This window comes from Rhodoferax sp. GW821-FHT09E07, assembly GCF_059416145.1.
Genome location: NZ_JBWKOP010000001.1, coordinates 278,545 through 296,473, shown reverse-complemented (window position 1 = coordinate 296,473; position 17,929 = coordinate 278,545). Strand labels below are relative to the sequence as shown.

The 17,929-nt window shown below is 65.1% G+C and carries 19 protein-coding genes; 11 read left to right on the top strand and 8 right to left on the bottom strand.

Annotation, left to right across the window (positions count from 1 at the left end):
- Window positions 1-38 precede the first annotated feature (38 nt).
- Genes AC07OE_RS01495 through AC07OE_RS01480 form a run of 4 tightly spaced genes read right to left on the bottom strand, consistent with a single transcriptional unit; the run spans window position 39 to window position 2,708 of the window.
- A complete protein-coding gene (locus AC07OE_RS01495; RefSeq protein WP_495068792.1) occupies window positions 39-281 on the bottom strand; it encodes a hypothetical protein in 243 nt (80 codons plus the stop codon).
- 20 nt (window positions 282-301) lie between these two features.
- Window positions 302-1,510 (bottom strand): ABC transporter permease, encoded by a 1,209-nt coding sequence (locus tag AC07OE_RS01490; RefSeq protein ID WP_495068791.1) that lies wholly within the window; start codon window positions 1,508-1,510, stop codon window positions 302-304.
- Window positions 1,507-2,199 carry an ABC transporter ATP-binding protein gene (locus tag AC07OE_RS01485; RefSeq protein ID WP_495068790.1) on the bottom strand — a complete coding sequence of 231 codons (693 nt, stop codon included), beginning with the start codon at window positions 2,197-2,199 and terminating at the stop codon, window positions 1,507-1,509. The genes AC07OE_RS01490 and AC07OE_RS01485 overlap by 4 nt, the downstream gene beginning before the upstream one ends.
- A complete protein-coding gene (locus tag AC07OE_RS01480; protein WP_495068789.1) occupies window positions 2,196-2,708 on the bottom strand; it encodes a Fur family transcriptional regulator in 513 nt (170 codons plus the stop codon). The genes AC07OE_RS01485 and AC07OE_RS01480 overlap by 4 nt, the downstream gene beginning before the upstream one ends.
- A gap of 105 nt (window positions 2,709-2,813) precedes the next feature.
- On the opposite strand from AC07OE_RS01480, the gene AC07OE_RS01475 reads away from it, so the two are divergent.
- From AC07OE_RS01475 to AC07OE_RS01455, 5 genes are all read left to right on the top strand, one after another.
- Entirely contained in the window at window positions 2,814-2,987 is a 174-nt protein-coding gene (locus tag AC07OE_RS01475) for a hypothetical protein (RefSeq protein WP_495068788.1), read from the top strand.
- Window positions 2,984-3,748, top strand: coding sequence for a metal ABC transporter ATP-binding protein (locus AC07OE_RS01470; RefSeq protein ID WP_495068787.1), 765 nt, complete (start codon window positions 2,984-2,986; stop codon window positions 3,746-3,748). The genes AC07OE_RS01475 and AC07OE_RS01470 overlap by 4 nt, the downstream gene beginning before the upstream one ends.
- Window positions 3,749-3,753: 5 nt before the next feature.
- Window positions 3,754-4,644 carry a metal ABC transporter permease gene (locus AC07OE_RS01465; RefSeq protein WP_495068786.1) on the top strand — a complete coding sequence of 297 codons (891 nt, stop codon included), beginning with the start codon at window positions 3,754-3,756 and terminating at the stop codon, window positions 4,642-4,644.
- A 42-nt stretch (window positions 4,645-4,686) separates the two neighbouring features.
- A complete protein-coding gene (locus AC07OE_RS01460) occupies window positions 4,687-5,610 on the top strand; it encodes a metal ABC transporter substrate-binding protein (RefSeq protein WP_495068785.1) in 924 nt (307 codons plus the stop codon).
- A 96-nt stretch (window positions 5,611-5,706) separates the two neighbouring features.
- Window positions 5,707-5,895, top strand: a complete 189-nt coding sequence (locus AC07OE_RS01455; RefSeq protein ID WP_495068784.1) for a hypothetical protein — start codon at window positions 5,707-5,709, stop codon at window positions 5,893-5,895.
- Here the strand turns inward: AC07OE_RS01455 and msrA are convergent.
- Entirely contained in the window at window positions 5,892-6,434 is a 543-nt protein-coding gene (msrA, locus tag AC07OE_RS01450; protein WP_495068783.1) for a peptide-methionine (S)-S-oxide reductase MsrA, read from the bottom strand. The genes AC07OE_RS01455 and msrA overlap by 4 nt on opposite strands.
- 166 nt (window positions 6,435-6,600) lie before the next feature.
- Between msrA and AC07OE_RS01445 the strand changes: the two genes are divergently transcribed.
- The 6 genes from AC07OE_RS01445 to AC07OE_RS01420 are packed head-to-tail and all read left to right on the top strand — an operon-like array spanning window position 6,601 to window position 14,072.
- Window positions 6,601-7,293, top strand: coding sequence for a TetR/AcrR family transcriptional regulator (locus AC07OE_RS01445; RefSeq protein WP_495068782.1), 693 nt, complete (start codon window positions 6,601-6,603; stop codon window positions 7,291-7,293).
- 6 nt (window positions 7,294-7,299) lie between these two features.
- The gene (locus AC07OE_RS01440) at window positions 7,300-8,433 is read left to right on the top strand and encodes an efflux RND transporter periplasmic adaptor subunit (protein ID WP_495068781.1); all 1,134 of its coding nucleotides are present in this window, start codon (window positions 7,300-7,302) and stop codon (window positions 8,431-8,433) included.
- Between the two features lie 3 nt (window positions 8,434-8,436).
- Complete coding sequence (locus AC07OE_RS01435) at window positions 8,437-11,589, top strand: efflux RND transporter permease subunit (protein WP_495068780.1); 3,153 nt, start codon at window positions 8,437-8,439, stop codon at window positions 11,587-11,589.
- A 48-nt stretch (window positions 11,590-11,637) separates the two neighbouring features.
- Window positions 11,638-12,291, top strand: a complete 654-nt coding sequence (locus AC07OE_RS01430; RefSeq protein WP_495068779.1) for a protein-L-isoaspartate O-methyltransferase family protein — start codon at window positions 11,638-11,640, stop codon at window positions 12,289-12,291.
- 29 nt (window positions 12,292-12,320) lie between these two features.
- Complete coding sequence (locus AC07OE_RS01425) at window positions 12,321-12,662, top strand: rhodanese-like domain-containing protein (RefSeq protein WP_495068778.1); 342 nt, start codon at window positions 12,321-12,323, stop codon at window positions 12,660-12,662.
- A 57-nt stretch (window positions 12,663-12,719) separates the two neighbouring features.
- Window positions 12,720-14,072: a TolC family outer membrane protein gene (locus tag AC07OE_RS01420; protein WP_495068777.1), complete on the top strand. Its 1,353-nt coding sequence runs from the start codon at window positions 12,720-12,722 to the stop codon at window positions 14,070-14,072.
- Here AC07OE_RS01420 and AC07OE_RS01415 read toward each other — a convergent pair.
- The 3 genes from AC07OE_RS01415 to AC07OE_RS01405 are packed head-to-tail and all read right to left on the bottom strand — an operon-like array spanning window position 14,069 to window position 17,819.
- On the bottom strand, window positions 14,069-15,376 hold the full coding sequence (locus AC07OE_RS01415) for a 3-deoxy-D-manno-octulosonic acid transferase (protein ID WP_495068776.1): 1,308 nt from the start codon (window positions 15,374-15,376) through the stop codon (window positions 14,069-14,071). The two genes, AC07OE_RS01420 and AC07OE_RS01415, sit on opposite strands and share 4 nt — an antisense overlap.
- Window positions 15,373-16,446, bottom strand: coding sequence for a lipopolysaccharide heptosyltransferase I (gene waaC, locus AC07OE_RS01410; protein WP_495068775.1), 1,074 nt, complete (start codon window positions 16,444-16,446; stop codon window positions 15,373-15,375). Before waaC ends, AC07OE_RS01415 begins: the two co-directional genes overlap by 4 nt.
- Window positions 16,443-17,819 (bottom strand): phosphomannomutase/phosphoglucomutase, encoded by a 1,377-nt coding sequence (locus tag AC07OE_RS01405; RefSeq protein WP_495068774.1) that lies wholly within the window; start codon window positions 17,817-17,819, stop codon window positions 16,443-16,445. The genes waaC and AC07OE_RS01405 overlap by 4 nt, the downstream gene beginning before the upstream one ends.
- Window positions 17,820-17,929: the final 110 nt, after the last annotated feature.

The window sequence follows — 17,929 nt, the reverse complement described above, 5'->3', positions numbered from 1 at the left end:
GTCTCCAACGGGGCTAGTTTAAAGCCCAAGCCCGATTTTCAGTGTTCGTGTTTCATGCCGCAGAACTTGCCAATCGCCAGGCCCTTGCAAGCAGCTTGCAGGTCCTGGTTGCAGATGTCTTCATCCTTGCCCGACTCGCGGCAGGCCGCCGCTGCCAGGTGCGCGGCAGCGATGGCACGGTGCTTGAGCACGTCCTGCTTGGTGTCTTCGGCGCTTTCTTTTGCTATGGAAAAAGTAGCTACTTGCGCAAGAAATACAAGGGCCAGGAGTGTTTTTTTCATAAATACCTTGGAAAAGTAAGTTAGCGGGACTGGAGAAGTTCTAGAACGCTGACGCGGTACGCGCCGATGGCGGGTAACAGTGCGGACACCAGGGATACCCCCAGCGCCAGCGCGGGCACCACCCACAGCTCCACGGGCCAGACCACGCCACCAATCAGCAGCGAGTTGTCCAGCTGCAGCAGCCAGGCCAGCGCGGCAGTGCACGCCTGCCCCAGCAGCACGCCCAGCACGGCGGCCACCAGGCCCAACCACAGCGCCTCGCTGAGCAACAGCGCGGCCACCTTGCGCGGTGGTGCGCCCAGCATGCGCAGCAGAGCGAGGTCCGCCCGGCGCTCACGCACCGCGCTCCACAGCGCGATGAATACGCTCAGGCCTGCGGTGAGCAGCAGCACACCGGCAAAGGCGCGCAGCACATCGGTGCCCAGGCCCAGCATGTGCAGCAGGCGGCTGATCTCCAGCGCGGGGGCCGCGGCCTGCATCTCGGTACTCGTATTCACATAACGCGGAAAGCTCAGCGCGGCCATGGGCGTCTTGTACTGGACCAGCGCCATGGTGATCTCGCGCTCTTCTTCCATGACCTTGCGGTCATCGTCGTCCACCGCCGTGTAGTCCTCGTGCACCTTCCAGACAGATGCGGTGTCGGTCAGGACGAGCCGGTCCAAAACGCTGCCGCTCGGCGCGAGGATGCCAACCACCGTGTAGGGATTGTCACCATGCAAGTGGCCGCCCGCACCCAGGCCGTGCGAGCCCACAAAGGTCTGCCCCAGCTGCAGGCCCAGCTTGCGCGCCGTGGTGGCGCCCAGCACGGCCTGCATGGGCACACCCGGCGCCCACACCCGTCCCTGCGCCAGCTTGGCCTCGTAGTGGTCGATATAGGCCAGAGACGTACCGACGATGCGGTAGCCCGCCAGGTTGTCGCCCAGGCTGATGGGAATGATCTGCGCCACCAGCGGGTTCTTGGCCAGCTCTTTCACCGCTTTGAGCGGCACATTGCCGGGCGGCACGTCGATGTGCAGCACGCCCGAGAGGATGAGCTGCATGGGGCTGCCCTTGGCGCCCACCACCACGTCAATACCGGCCAGGTCGCGGTCGAACGCCTTGGACAGTTGCGCACCCACCAAGAGCAAAAAAGTAATGGAGGCCAGCCCCAGGCTCAGCAGCAGCACATTCAGCGCCGCACCCAGCGGACGCGACCACAGGTAACGCCAGGCGAACGATAAGGTCTTCATGCGGTTTGCTCCTGTTTCAGGAGCGGCTGGCGCAACAAGCGCAGGGGCTGGAAGCCGATTTGACCATCAACCGTGGGCGGAATGAGCGCTGCCACGCGTGCATCGTGCGTGGCAATCACCAGCGTGGCGCCGTGGGTGCGGGCCGTGGCCAGCAGCAGTGCCACGGCGTCGGCCGCGGCCTCGTCGTCCAGGCTGGCCGTGGGCTCGTCCGCCAGCAGCACGCGCGGCTGCAGCAGCACGGCGCGCGCCAGCGCCACGCGCTGCGCCTGCCCGCCGGACAGCTGCGCGGGCTTTCGATCTGCCAGCTCGGCCACGCCCAGCGCCTGAAGCGCGGTGTGGATGGCATCAGCGTCTTCGGGCTGGCCCGCGGCCCATTGGGCCATGGCCAGGTTCTGCTGCACGGTGAGTGCAGCACTGAGGTGCAGTTTTTGGGGAAGAAAGCCGATAGCCCCCGCCCGCCATGCGTCAGCCGCTACGGATTTGAGAGCATTCAGTGGCTGCCCGGCCACTTCCACGGTGCCGGCCGTGGGCGCCACCAGCCCGGCTACCAGTGCCAGCCAGGTCGATTTGCCGCAACCGGATGGACCACTGAGCAGCAGCACGGCGCCCTGGGCCACATCCACATCCGGGAACTGCAGCGCCACATCGGCGCCCGCGTAGTAGTAGCGCAGACCCTGCGTGCGGATCATGCGGCGGGCCCTGCCGCCGCTTCCGGTGCCGCTGTGCCGGTGGCGCAGTCCACGCAGACGCCGCGCACCGCAAAGTCCATGCTCATGCCCTGGTAGCCCAGCGCCGCCAGCGTTTCCAGCGCGGTCTGGGCGGCCTTTTCCAGGTCGTTGGCATTGGCCTTGAGCGCGCCGGCCAGCGGGCTGTCGCGGTGGCAGCTCTGACATTCGAAATGGGGGATGGCGTGCACGCTGGTGGGCATGGCCTGGTAGCGGCGCACGCGCTGGCTGTCCACACGGCACAGCAGCAGGCCCACTTGTGTGAGCCGGTCGATCAGGCGGTATAGCGTCACGCGGTCCAGCGCAGCTTCGGCATCGTCCGCTAGCGCGGCCTGCAGCTGGGCATGGGTGTAGCTGGTGTCCGGGTGGGCCAGCAACCAGCCCAGCACCTGGCGGGCAGCAGCCGTGCGGCGCAGGCCGTGGGCGGATAGCAGGGCGTCAATGGGGTCGGCGGATGGGGGCAAGGAGGCCATACAGCGCTTTCTAAAAATGCAATTGTGTTGCATTAAATGGAAATACGCAACCAAGTTGCGTTATATTCGCTTTCCATTTACTGCAATCCAGTTGCATTATTAACCATGAAATCCAATGCGCCGCCCCCGTTTACCCCGTCTTTACACCGCCACACGGCGCCAATCCGCCCCAGCGTGCTGGCCTGGCCCGCCTGGCGGCGTGCGGCGGTGGTGCTGCCCGCGCTGATGCTGCTGTGGCTAGCCGTGGCCTGGGCCAGCATGGACGTGGCGCCTTTATGAGCGCGCTGGTCACCCTGGACAACCTGACGGTGAGCTACCGCCGCCACCCGGCGCTGCACCACGTCAGCGGGCAGTTCGCCGCGGGCTCGCTCACCGCCGTGGTGGGGCCCAACGGCGCGGGCAAAAGCACGCTGCTTAAAAGCATGGCCGGGCTGCTGCCCACAGCGGGCATCCACCTGGGCCTGCCGCGCCACCAACTGGCCTACCTGCCCCAGCAGAGCGAGCTGGACCGCAGCTTCCCCCTGCAGGTGCGCGACTGCGTGCTGCTGGGCCTGTGGCGCCGCAACGGTGCCTTTGGCGTTACCACCGCCGCCATGCTGCGCGACGTGGACGCGGCCCTGCACACCGTGGGCCTGCAAGACTTTGCGCACCGGCCCGTGGGCACGCTCTCCAGTGGCCAGGTGCAGCGCGTGCTGTTTGCGCGCCTGCTGGTGCAGGACGCACAACTCATCCTGCTGGACGAGCCCTTCAACGCGGTGGACGCCAAAACGACGGCTACGTTGCTGGGCCTGGTGCAGCAGTGGCACGCGCAAGGCCGCACCGTGGTGGCCGTGCTGCATGACGATGCCCAGGTGCGCCAGCACTTTCCGCACACGCTGCTGCTGGCGCGCGAACTCGTGGCCTGGGGCGCCACGGACAAGGTGCTGACCGCACCCAATTTGCAATGCGCCCGCGCCATGGCTGAAGCGTGGGACGAGCAAGCACCCTGGTGCGAAGCCGATACCCCGGCCGCCACGCCCCAACTGCAAACTGCGAGCTAAGCCCCATGGACATCCTGTTTCCCCAGGCTTGGGACCTGCTCGTCGCCCCCTTTGCCGATTTCGCCTTCATGCGCCGCGCGCTGGTGGCCACGCTGGCGCTGGCGCTCAGCGCGGCGCCGCTGGGCGTGTTTCTCACACTGCGGCGCATGAGCCTCTTGGGCGATGCGCTCAGCCACGCCATCCTGCCCGGCGTGGCGCTGGGCTTCATGGTCAGCGGGCTGTCGCTCACGGCCATGGCGCTGGGCGGCGTGCTGGCCGGGCTGCTGGTCGTGGGCGTGGCGGGTGCAGTGAGCCGCTTCACCACGCTGAAGGAAGACGCCAGCCTGGCCGCCATCTACCTGGTCGCGCTGGCGCTGGGCGTGACGCTGATTGCGCGCAACGGCACGCAGCTGGACCTGCTGCACATCCTGTTTGGCAGCGCACTGGGCGTGGACATTGCGGGCCTGCGGCTGGTGGCCGGTGTGGCCACGGTGAGCGTGCTGGCGCTGGCCCTGATGTACCGCGGCCTGGTGCTGGAGACGCTGGACCCCGTGTTTCTGGCCGCCCACCGCCGCGGCCTGCCGGCCTGGGTGTGGCACCAGGGCTTTCTGGTGCTGGTGGTGGTGAACCTGGTGGCAGGCTTTCAGACCCTGGGCACGCTGATGGCCGTGGGCCTCATGATGCTGCCCGCCGTGAGCGCGCGCCTGTGGCACGACACCCTGCCCGCCCAACTGCTCAACGCCAGTGCCCAGGCGGCCCTGGCCGGCGTGGCCGGCCTGCTGCTGTCCTACCACTGCGACACGCCTTCGGGCCCCACCATCATTGGCTGCGCGGGTGCGCTCTACGCCACCTCACTCCTCCTGGCGCCCGGCGGCTGGCTGCCACGCCTGCGCAGCACGGCCCACCGCGTGGCCTGACCGCTCTTTCCCCTTCTGTATTTCCAACCCACTGGAGCTTCCATGCCGCACTCCCCTGTCTTTGCTGTCCTTCCGCGCCGTTTCCTGCTCGCCAGTGCTGCCGCCCTGGCGCTGCTGGGCACGCAGGCGCATGCCGACACGCCCTTGCCTGTCACTGCCAGCTTCAGCATCCTGGGCGACCTGGTGCGCGTGGTGGGCGGCGACCGCGTGGAAGTCACCACCCTGGTAGGCCCCAATGAAGACGCCCATGTGTTTGAACCCACACCCGGCCACGCCAAGACCGTGCTGGCCAGCAAGCTGCTGGTCACCAACGGCCTGGGCTTTGAGCCCTGGGCACACAAGCTGGTCAAGTCAGCCGGCTACCGCGGCACCGTTCTCGTGGCCAGCAAGGGCGTGAAGCCGCGCAGCATGGCAGACGAACACGGCCACACCGAGGCCGACCCCCACGCCTGGCAAAACCCGCAAAACGTCATCCTCTACGTACGCAACATTGCCGCCGGCCTGGCCCACGCCGACCCGGCAGGCGCTGGCAGCTACCAGGCCCATGCCGAGGCCTACGTCAAGGAACTGGAAGCGCTGGACATCTGGGCGCAGGCGCAGATTGCCAGCATCCCCGCGGCCAAGCGCAAGGTCATCACCTCGCACGACGCCTTTGGCTACTTTGGCGCGCACTACGGCGTGCAGTTCCTCGCGCCGCAAGGCATCAGTACCGAGACCGAGCCCAGCGCCAAGCAGGTGGCGCAGCTGATCCGCCAGATTCAGCGCGAAAAAATCCGCGCCGTGTTCCTGGAAAACATGGGCAGCCCCAAGCTCATTGCCCAGCTCAGCAAGGACGCAGGTGCCACGCTGGGCCCCACGCTCTATGCCGACGCGCTGTCGGCGCCCGACCAGCCCGGCGCCACCAGCTATCTGCAGTTGGCTCGCTACAACGTGACACACCTGGTCGCGGGCATGCGCTTGAACTAAGGCGGGTTTTTGCTATACCTACCGTAGCTGCCCGCGCAGCGTGCGCGGGGGCTACCGGCCAGGAAGGCACAATATCGGCCAACTGGAGAAAGTGCCATGAAGCGCAATGAAGAACCCAAACTCTGGGTCACCGTCCTGAAACTCGTTGTTGGAGCCATCATCCTCATTGGGGGCGTGGGCCTCGCCCTTTGGTATGTGGACCAGGTACAGGGACCGCCGCAGATTGCCAAGCCGGTGTCCGACTGGGGCATCGTGGGCGACTCGCCCCTGAAAGGCAGACGCTAGGCTTTTTGCAGCCGTGCAAAGGTCTTACGGAACTTGGCCACCTTCGGGGCGGCCACGGCCATGCAATAGCCCTGGTGCGGGTTGCGTTCAAAAAAGTCTTGGTGGTAGGCCTCGGCTGGCCAGTAGTTGTCCACCGGCAGCACCTCGGTGACGATGGGGCGGCTGTAGACGCCACTGGCCGCCATCTCGTCAATGACCTCACGTGCCACGGCCTGCTGTTCGGGGGTGGAGACGTAGATGCCGCTGCGGTACTGGGTGCCCACGTCGTTACCCTGCCGATTCAGCGTGGTGGGATCGTGGATCACAAAGAAGATCTCCAGCACCTCGCGCGTGGAAATTTGAGCGGGGTCGTAAACCAGCTTCACCACTTCGTTGTGGCCCGTGCTGCCGGTGCAGACGTCTTCGTAGGTGGGCTGAACCACGTGGCCGTTGCTGTAGCCGGATTCCACATCCACCACACCTTTGACTTGCACAAACACCGCCTCGGTGCACCAGAAGCAGCCGCCGCCCAACACCAGGGTTTGAAATGATTCCGACATGGGTTCTCCAATAATATTGACAGGGTTTATGCAACTTAGTCGCGCCAGACCGCTCCATCTTACGTAGCGTCCCCAAAACCCTGCGCTGCCGACCCGCTTTACAGCCCCCGCGTTTGACAGCCTGCAGGCGGGCGGCTACATTAATAACCAATCAGTCATTAATTTCATGCCCACCCCCCTCAACCTCTGCGAGATCGCCGCCAATGTGCGCGCCAAGCGCGAGCGCCGCAAGGACGCACGCCCCGGCGAGCTGCTGGCCGCCGCGCTGGAGCTGTTCGTGGAAAAGGGCTTTGCCGCGACCCGCGCCGAGGAAGTGGCCAAGCGCGCCGGCGTCTCCAAAGGCACGTTGTTCCTCTACTTTTCCAGCAAAGAAGAGCTGTTCAAGGCCGTGGTGCGGGAGAACCTGTCCGGCCGCTTTGTGGAATGGCGCACGGAACTGGAGCAGTACCAGGGCAGCAGCGCCGATCTGCTGCGCTACTGCGTCAACACCTGGTGGGAGCGTGTGGGCTCCACCCAAGCCGCAGGCATCTCCAAACTCATGATGAGCGAGGCTGGCAATTTCCCCGAGCTGGCAGCCTTCTACCAGACAGAGGTCATCCTGCCGGGCCGCGAGCTCATTCGGCGCGTGCTGCAGCGGGGCATCGACAGTGGCGAGTTCCGTCCCATGGACCTGACCTACGGCGTTTACAACGTGCTGGCACCCATGCTGTTCCTGGCCATTTCCAAGCACTCGGGCGGCGGCTGCATGCCTGCCTCCGATTTGTCGGACGTGGCGCAGTACATCAACTCCCAAGTCGATAATATTTTGTTCGGCCTGTGCACGCGCACGGCGCCTGTTACTCCCTCCTCTTCGAACTGAGCCCCCATGAAACGCTGGCTGAAATGGATTGTTATCGGGTTGGTGATCGTCTTGATCGTTGGGGCCGCTGCACGACTTCTTTCGGCCCGCAAAGCCAAGAAAGAAGAGCTGGAAGCCCAGCAGGCATCCCAAAAAGCCCAGGCAACGCTGGTTCTCCCCGCCAGCGATCTGATAACCGTCAAGACCATGGAGCTCACCCAGGGCCTGTCCATCTCCGGGCCGCTCAGGGCCGTCAACTCGGCATTCGTCAAAGCCCGTGTGGCAGGCGAGTTGCAGGGCCTGACCGTGCGCGAAGGCGATTTTGTGAAAGCCGGGCAAATCGTTGCCCGGGTGGACCCCACCGAATTCCAGGCGCGTGTGCGCCAGGCCCAGCAGCAGGCCGAAAGTGCCAAGGCCCAGGTGGACATTGCCAAACGCAACTTTGACAACAACCGCTCGCTGGTGGACCAAGGCTTCATCTCCAAGACCGCGCTGGACTCCTCCATTGCCACCTTGACATCGGCCGAGGCCACCTACCGCGCGGCCCAGGCCGGTGTGGACGTTGCCACCAAATCGCTGGACGACGCCGTGCTGCGCGCCCCGATTTCGGGCCAGATCGCCCAGCGCCTGACGCAACCCGGCGAACGCGTGGCGATCGACGGCCGTGTGGTGGAAATTGTGGACCTGAGCCGCTTGGAACTGGAAGCCAGCCTTAGCGCAACCGACTCTCTCAGTGTCAAGGTTGGGCAAACCGCCCAACTGACCGTGGAGGGCGCTACCAAGCCGCTCACCGCCAAGGTGGTACGTGTGAACCCCAGCGCCGTCGCGGGCAGCCGCGCCGTGCTGGCGTACCTGTCGATTGAAGGCAACGCTGAACTGCGCCAAGGCCTGTTTGCCCAGGGCACGCTGGCCACTGGCAGTGGCAGCAGCCTGGTCGTGCCGCTGAATGCCGTGCGCACCGACAAGCCCCTGCCCTATGTGCAGGTGCTGAGCAACGGGCAGGTGAAGCACCAAACCGTCACTCTGGGCGCGCGCGGCGACATCGCCGGCCAGACCATGGTGGCGGTGCAAGGCGTGGCCGAAGGCGCACAGGTGCTGGGCGGTACGGTGGGTACCGTGCGCGAAGGCACCCTGGCCCAAGCCCAAACTGCCGCAAAGTAAGCCATGTGGTTTACCAAGGTCAGCCTTAAAAACCCCGTGTTCGCCACCATGGTCATGCTGGCCCTGGTGGTGCTGGGCCTGTTCTCGCTGCAGCGCCTGCAGGTGGACCAGTTCCCCAACATCGACTTTCCCGTGGTGGTGGTGATTTCCGACTACCCCGGCGCCTCGCCCGAGATCGTGGAGAGCGAAGTCTCCAAGAAAATCGAGGAAGGCGTGAACTCGATTGCCGGCATCAAGGCGCTGACCTCGCGCAACTACGAAGGCCAGTCCGTCGTGGTCATCGAGTTCGGACTGCATGTGGATGGCCGCAAGGCGGCCGACGATGTGCGCGAGAAAGTGGCCTCGGTGAAACCTAATCTGCGCACCGAGGTGAAAGAGCCCCGCGTGCTGCGCTTTGATCCGGCGGCGCGTGCCGTCTGGTCGGTGGCCGTGCTGCCCGACACCACGGCCGGCGCCAAGGCGCTGAGCGCGGTGGAGCTGACCAACTGGTCCGAGCAAACCCTGAAGAAACGCCTGGAGAATGTGCGCGGTGTGGGATCGGTCACCGTGGTCGGCGGCACCCGGCGCGAGATCAACCTCTACCTGAACCCGCAAGCACTGGAGGCCTTCGGCATTACACCCGACCAGGTGGTGAACGCCGTACGCAACGAGAACCAGGACGTGCCCGTGGGCACCATCCACTCCATCGAACAGGAGCGCGTGATCCAGATCGCCGGGCGCATGGAGCGCCCGGAGGACTTCGGCAAGATCATCGTCGCCCGCAAGAATGGCGCGCCCGTATTGCTAGAGCAACTGGCCCGCATTTCTGACGGCGCCCAGGAAGTGGACAGCCTGGCGCTTTACAACGGCCAGCGCACGCTGCTGCTCAACGTACAAAAGTCGCAGGACGAGAACACCATTGCCGTGGTGGACGGCTTGGCCCAAACACTGGCCGAAATGCAGAAGCAACTGCCCCCCGGCGTACGGCTGGAGCCCATCATGGATGGCTCGCGCCAGATCCGTGTGTCGGTGGAGAACGTGCGGCGCACGCTGATCGAGGGTGCGGTGCTCACTGTGCTCATCGTGTTCCTGTTCCTGAACTCCTGGCGCTCCACCGTCATTACGGGGCTCACACTGCCCATTGCGCTGATCGGCACCTTCCTGTTCATGAACCTGTTTGGTTTCACCGTCAACATGATCACGCTGATGGCGCTCTCGCTATGCGTGGGCCTGCTGATTGACGATGCGATTGTGGTGCGCGAGAACATCGTGCGCCACGTGCAGATGGGGAAAAACGCGTTTGATGCCTCCATGGACGGCACGCAGGAAATCGGCCTGGCCGTGCTGGCCACCACGCTGTCCATCGTGGCGGTGTTCCTGCCCATTGGCTTCATGGGCGGCATCATCGGCAAGTTCTTTCACGAGTTCGGCATCACCATCGTGGCCGCCGTGATGATCTCCATGTTTGTGAGCTTCACGCTGGACCCCATGCTCTCCAGCATCTGGCACGACCCCAGCATCGAATCCCATGGCCGCAAAGGCCCACCCATTACCTTCTACGACAAGACCATTGGTCGGGTCACCGGCCTGTTTGACAGCGCCACCGAGTGGCTGGCTGACGGTTACCAGGGCATTCTGCGCTGGTCGCTGGCCCACAAGCTGGCCACCGTGCTGCTGGCCGTGGCCATTTTTGTGCTCAGCATTTTCATGGTGCCGCTCCTGGGCACCGAGTTTGTGCCGAAGTCAGACTTTTCCGAAACTTCACTCAACTTTTACACACCGGTGGGATCATCGCTGGAAGTGACCGAGGCCCGGGCCCAACAGGTCGAATCCATCATCCGTGAATTCCCCGAAGTGCGCTACACGCTGACCACCATCAACACCGGCAACGCCCAAGGCAAGATGTACGCCAGCATCTACGTGCGCCTGGTGGACCGCAAAGCCCGCACGCTGGGGGTGGACGCCATGTCCGTGGTGCTGCGCGAACGCCTGCGCCGGGTGCCCGGCATCACCGTGACCCACGTGGGCCTGCTGGACTCGGTGGGCGGCAACAAACAGATCCAGTTCTCCATCCTCGGGCCCGATACGGGTGAGCTGGAGCGCCTGACGCAGTTGGCCATCGAGAAGGTGCGCCCCGTGGTGGGCTTGGTGGACCTGGATTCCAGCGTCAAACCCAACAAGCCCACGCTGGACGTGCAGGTGCAGCGCAATGCCGCCTCGGACCTGGGCGTGGGTGTGGCACAAATCGGCTCCGCCCTGCGCACCCTGGTCGCCGGTCAAACCGTGGGCAACTGGCGCGCACCGGATGACCAGACATACGACGTCAACGTGCGCCTAGCACCCGAAGCACGCAGCAGCGCGCTGGACATGGAGCGCATTCCCTTCGCATTGGGCACCAATGCCGACGGCAGCCAGCGCATCGTGCGCCTGAACCAGGTGGCCAAGGTGGTCGAGTCCACTGGCCCGAACCAGATCAACCGGCGCGACCTCACGCGTGAGGTGTCGTTCAGCGCCAACGTGTCAGGCCGCTCGGCCGGTGAGGTGTCGGCCGACATCAAGACCGCCATGGACAGCATTGCCCTGCCCCCGGGCTACAGCTACCAGTTCAGCGGCTCCACCAAGGACATGGCCGAGTCGTTTGCCTACGCGGTGTCCGCGCTGGCCATGGCCATCATCTTCATCTACATGATTCTGGCCAGCCAGTTCAAGAGCTTCCTGCAGCCCCTGGCGCTGATGACGGCATTGCCGCTCACGCTGATTGGTGTGGTGCTGGCGCTGCTGGTGTTCAACTCCACGCTGTCCATGTTCTCCATCATCGGCGTGGTGATGCTCATGGGCCTGGTGACCAAGAATGCAATTCTGCTGGTCGACTTTGCCATTCGCGCCCGTGAAGACGGCATGGAGCGCAGTGAGGCCCTGCTGCTGGCCGCCAAGGTGCGGCTGCGCCCGATTTTGATGACCACGCTGGCCATGATTTTTGGCATGGTTCCGCTGGCGTTTGCGTTGACCGAAGGGTCTGAGACCCGTGCCCCCATGGGCCAGGCCGTGATTGGCGGGGTGATTACCTCGTCCCTGCTGACACTGGTTGTGGTGCCTGTGGTGTATTGCTACATGGACGATCTGGCCCACTGGGCCAAGCGCCTGTGGGGTGGTGCCAACAGCACCCCGGCCCCGTAGAATTTGGCCCCCTTGCCGCCGCCCCCCGATTCCGAAGGAGAGATAACGATGAATTTTGCCCAAGCCCGCTTCAACATGATTGAGCAGCAGATCCGCCCCTGGAACGTGCTCGACACCGACGTGCTGGAACTGCTGAGTACTGTACCGCGCGAGGATTTTGTTCCCAAGACCCACCAGATGCTGGCGTTTGCCGACCTGGAAATTCCGCTGCCTGGCGGCCAGTGCATGCTGGCACCGCGCCTGGAAGCGCGCCTGTTGCAAGACCTGGCCATCCAGCCGCACGAGTCGGTGCTGGAAATCGGCGCCGGTTCCGGCTTCATGGCCGCACTGCTGGCCCACCGCGCCCACCATGTGCTCAGCGTTGACCTGGTGCCCGAACTGGTGTCCCTGGCCCGCGCCAACCTGTCCGCCGCTGGCATCGCCAACGTCACCGTGCGGGAAGCCGATGGCGCCAAGCTGGCCGTGGGCGAAGGCAATTTTGACGTGATCCTGCTCAGTGGCTCCGTCACCCAAGTGCCGCAAGACCTGCTGCAGCGCCTCAACGTAGGTGGCCGCCTGGCCGCCGTGGTGGGCGATGAGCCGCAGATGCGCGCCACCTTTGTCACACGCACCAGCACCACCGAATTCCGCACTACCCAGCCTTGGGACGTCAATGCGCCGCGTCTGCAGCACTTTGCCGAACCCTCGCGCTTTTATTTCTAAGCTGCCAGCCCACGCTTCGCGCCCTGCCCATGATTGACCAAGTCCGCCCTTCCCAACTCACGCCCTGGTTTGCCAGCGTGGCCGAACACGGCGCGCCGCTGGTGCTGGACGTGCGCGAGCCGCATGAACTGGCCCTGGCCAGCGTACAGGCGGACGGATTTGAGCTGCTGGCCATTCCCATGGGGACGGTGCCGCAACGACTCGCAGAGCTGGACGCTTCCAGGCCCATCGCCTGCCTGTGCCACCACGGTGCACGCAGCATGCAGGTGGCGATGTTTCTCCACAGCCACGGATTTACCCACGTGGCCAATATTGCCGGCGGCATTGACGCCTGGTCGGCAGAGCGCGACGCCCGTGTGGCGCGCTACTGAACCGGCGTCATTTCCCACCCCAATCGTTCCACCTATCCGAGCCTGAGAAAGCACCCCATGTCCCGATCCACTGCCTCCCCCCGCTTGCGCCTGCTGCCCCTGTTTGTGGCCATGGCCTCCTGCCTGGCTGCATCCGCACAGGCCCAAAGCCTGGTAGACCTGTACACCGCTGCCCGTGGCTTTGATGCCAGCTACCAATCGGCCAAAAACCAGTATGACGCCACCCTGGCCAAGGCCGACCAGGCCAAGGCACTGCTGCTGCCCACGGCCAACCTCTCGCTGGGCGCCAACACCAACAACCAAGACGTCAACTCCCCAGTGGTGAGCCGCAGCTTCAGCTACGACTCCCAAACCGCCACCATCAGCGCCGCCCAGCCGCTGTACCGTCCGGCCAACAAGGCCAGCTACGACCAGGGTGTGAAGCAGGTGGAACTGGCCAATGCCCAATTGCTCGCGGCCGAGCAAGACTTGATCGTGCGGGTGAGCCAGGCTTACTTTGATGTGCTGGCCTCCAGCGACAGCCTGACCTTCGTCAAAGCCCAGAAAACGGCCGTGGCCGAACAACTCGCCTCAGCCAAGCGCAACTTTGAGGTGGGCACCTCCACCATCACCGACACCCGCGAAGCCCAGGCGCGCTACGACCTGGTCATTGCCCAGGAACTGGCCGCCGAGAACGACCTGCGCGTGAAGGCCATCGCGCTGAACCAACTGGTGGGCAAGAACGACGCCACTCCCAAGCCACTGGCCGCACCCATGGTGCTGCCACCGCTGGAGCCGGCAGACGCGGAAGTCTGGGTGCAACAGTCGGAAGACCTGCACCCCGGCCTGGCACAGCTGAAAGTGGCGCTGGAAGTTGCAAAGTTGGAAACCGCCAAAGCCGAAGCCGGCCACAAACCCACGCTGGACCTGACCGGCAGCTACACCATGGCCAATAGCCAAAAGGGCAGCTCCAGCGGCCCGGCGGCCTACGACACGCGCAGCAATGTGGCCACCGTGGGCCTGGCCTTCAATCTGCCGCTGTTTGCGGGCTTCTCCACACAAAACCGCATCAAGGAAACGCTGGCCCTGGAAGACAAGGCCCGCAGTGACCTGGAAGCCACCCGCCGCAATGTGGCGCAAGGTACGCGCACCGCCTTCTTCGGCGTGCTGTCGGGTCAGGGCCAGGTGAAGGCGCTGGAAGCTGCCGAGGCCTCCAGCCAGAGCGCGCTGGACGCCAACAAGCTGGGCTACCAGGTGGGCGTGCGCATCAACATCGATGTGCTCAACAGCCAGAGCCAGCTCTACAGCACCAAGGCCAGCCTGGCCAAGGCGCGCTATGACGTGCTGGTGGGTGGACTCAAGCTGCGCCAGGCTAATGGCACGCTCAAGGCCGAAGACCTGAACGCCATCAACAGCCAGTTGGCAAACTAAGCGGCTGCCAGCACCGCCGCCACGGCCTGCGCCGTGCGCAGCGCCGCACCGCGGTGGGCGGCCCCCAGCCCCAGGGCGGCTTGCCGGGCCTGCGCCAGTGCGGTGGCGTTGTGCAGCAACGCGCTGGCCTGGTCCACGGCCTGCGCCAGATCGGTACAGACAAACGCTGCCCCTTCTGCCGCCGCCAGTTGCGCGGCTTCGGCAAAGTTGTAGGTGTGCGGCCCCATGAACACGGGCACGCCGCAGGCCGCCGCTTCAATGAGGTTTTGCCCCCCCAGGCGCGCAAAGCTGCCACCCAGCAGGGCCGCCTGTGCCAAGCCAAAGTACAGCGCCATCTCTCCCACCGAATCGCCCAGCCACACATCGGCCGCCACGGGCGCATCACCCCACTGGCTGCGATGCGCCACGGTGTAGCCCGCTGCGGTGAACAGCGCAGCCACTTCGTCAAAGCGCTGCGGATGGCGAGGCACGATCAGCCACTGCACCCCTTTTGCTATGGTTTTAGGAGCTGTCTGCGCATACTCCATGGGGGCTGGAGGCATTTTTCTTTTCAAAACCTCCAACAGCATGGCCTCTTCGCCTTCGCGTGAGCTGGCAAACATCAACACGGGGCGCGCAGCCGCGGCGCGCCAGTCCAGACCTTGGGCCAGTTGCGCCGCATTGGGCGTGGCATCGAATTTGAAATTGCCCAGAACACCGCGCACGGGCGCACCGAGCTGCTGCAGACGATCCGCATCGGCCCGGGACTGCGCCCACACCGCGTGCAAGCGGCGGTAGGTGGGCCGGGCCAGCCAGGCCAGGCGCTGCGCCTGGCGCATGCTCTTGTCGCTCAGGCGCGCATTTAACAGGCACAGCGGCACTCCGGCTTGCGCGCTCTCGGCCACCAGGTTGGGCCAGAGCTCGGTTTCCATGAGCAGGCCGATGCGTGGCCGAAAGTGCGCAAGGAAACGGCGCACCGCGCCCACCGTGTCCCATGGCTGCCACACCTGTACATCACCCGGCTGCAACAGGCTGCGACCGGCCTCGCGCCCCGTGGCCGTGCCATGCGTGAGTAGCAGACGCATGCCGGGCAAGGCCAGGCGCAGCTCTTTCACCAGCACGGCAGCGGCCCGGGTTTCCCCCAGCGACACCGCATGCAGCCAGACCAGCGGACCTCCGCCTGGGGGCGTGGGCTGCGTGTAGTGGCCAAAACGCTCGTCCATGTGTTCGCCATACAGCGGCTCGGCCACCGCGCGGCGGCGCAGCTTGCGGCGCACCAGCGGCTGCAGCAGCCAGGTGGCGCAGGAATAGGCCGCGCGCATCATCGGCACAGCACCGGGGTGGCCAGGCTGTCCCAAGCCTGCCAGACGGCATCCACCGTGGGCTGCGGCTGGCCAAACACGCTGAGCTGGCGCTGCGGCAGGCGCGGTGCGGTGGCGACGTCGGTACCCGCCAGCACCTCGGGCCCGGTGCGCCAGGCAGTGTCAAAGTTGTAGATCTGCACATGCGGCAAATCCAGCGCCACGGCAATGTGGCTCACGCCGCTGTCCACGCCCACCACGCCGGCGCAGTGGGCCAGTGTGTCGGTCATCGCGTCCAGCGCCATAGCAGGCCAGACCCACGCGTCCTGCAGCTGCTTGGCAATGGCCTCACTGGTGATTTTTTCACGCGGCGAGCCATGGGGCAGGGCCACGGCAAAGCCCGCGTGGTTCAGGCGCTGGCCCAGCTCCACCCAGGCGGCCAGTGGCCATTCCTTGTCGGCACGCGAGGTGCCGTGCACCAAAGCCACCACGGCCTTCTTCGGTGTAAACGGGTTGTCGATCTGGCCAATCGGGCCGGGCTGCACACAGGCCAAGGCACCAGGCTTGAGGCCGCACAGCGCGGGGCCTTGCAAGTCATAGCCTAGCGAGGCAGCGCACAGGATGCGCGAGCGCTGCACAGCGTGCACATGGGGTTCGATTTCGATAGCCACGTCGGCCACCCAGCGGGCGGGTGCCTCAAAGCCCGAGCCTTCCGTCTGGTTGGCCAGGCCATAGCGCTTGCCAGTGGGCGTGGTACGCGCCAGCCAGGACACCAGGGCCGATTTGCTCAGGCCCTGCAGGTCAATGACTGCGTCGTAGGCCTGCGCTTGCAGCTGCGTCTTGAAAGCCTTCCATTCACGACGCGTGGTGGCCTGGAAAGGAGACTTGCGCCAGCGCCGCAGGTCGCAGGCGATGACCTGGCCCACGCCTTCGCAGCGCGCCACCAGCGGTGCAAACGCGCCCTCCACCACCCAATCAATCTGTGCCTGCGGATAGGCGCGGCGCAGGTCTTGCACGGCGGGCATGGCATGCACCACGTCGCCCAGCGACGACAACTTGACGATGAGGATGCGTTGGATGTTTGCGGCTTTCAATGGACGGCCTTTTGCAGTTCTGCCTGCGGCAGCACGGTGCGCAGCAGCGCCAGCATGTCGGCTTGGATGCGTTGCAATGCGGCCTCGGTGTGGCCCTCAAAGCGCAGCACCAGCGCCGGCGTGGTGTTGGAGGCACGCACCAGGCCAAAGCCATCGGGCCAGTCCACGCGCAGGCCATCCACCGTATGCACCACGGCGGGCGCTGCGAACTGCACACGTGCCATAAGCTGCGGCACCACCGCATGCGCCTGCTCGCAGGCCATGGTGAGTTCGGGTGTGGAAAAACTGGTGGGCAAGGCCTGCAGCTGTGCCGAGGCATCGGGCGCACGGCTCAGAATTTCGAGCAGACGGGCTGCAGCATAGGTACCGTCGTCAAAACCATACCAGCGCTCCTGGAAAAAGATGTGGCCTGTCATCTCGCCACCCAGCAGCGCGTTCACCTCACGCATCTTGGCTTTGATCAGCGAGTGGCCGGTCTTCCACATCAAGGGTGTGCCGCCGGCAGCCGCAATGGCCGAAGCCAGTTGCTGGGAGCACTTCACGTCAAACACCACAGTGCCACCGGGCGCACGTGACAGTGCATCGCGCGCAATCAGCACCATCTGCCGGTCGGCGTAGATAGTTTCTCCATCGCGTGTGACCACGCCCAGCCTATCGCCATCGCCATCGAAAGCCAGGCCCAACTCGGCATCACCGGCTTGCAGCGCGGTAATGAGATCACGCAGGTTCTCGGGCTGGCTGGGGTCGGGGTGGTGGTTGGGAAAATTGCCGTCCACGGTGCTGAAGAGCTCCTGCACTTCGCAGCCAATGGCGCGCAGCACGCCCGGGGCCGAAGCACCGGCCACACCATTGCCACTGTCCACCACAACATTGATCGGCCGCGCCAGTTGGATATCGCCCGCAATGCGGGTTGTGTAGTCTGCCAGCAGGTCTGCGCTGCGGCAGCTGCCGCCGGGCTGCAATACCCAGGTCTCGGCTTCCATGGTCTGGCGCAGGGCCTGGATGGCATCGCCATACAGCGCGGCGCCGGCCAGCACCATCTTGAAGCCGTTGTAATCGCGCGGGTTGTGGCTGCCGGTCACCTGAATGCCGCTGCGGCACAGGGTGCTGGTGGCGAAGTACAGCATGGGCGTGGTGACCATCCCCACGTCAATGACCTGCACGCCGGTGTCCTGCAGACCCTGGATGACGGCCGCCACCAGCGTGGGGCCGCTCAGGCGGCCATCGCGGCCCACAGCCACCGTGGTCTCGCCCTGCGCCATGGCCAGCGTGCCAAATGCGCGGCCCAGGCCCAGCGCCACCTCGGGCGTGAGGGTGGCGGGAACGATGCCGCGAAGGTCATAGGCCTTGAACAGGCTGGCCGCTACTTGCATGGGAGGAAAGGCACTTTCAGGTTGGCCGTGGATTGTAGGGTGCACCTGTGCACTGCGGCCGTAGGCACATGTCCGAAAACGGCGCATTTGTCGCCAACGGCTGCGTATCA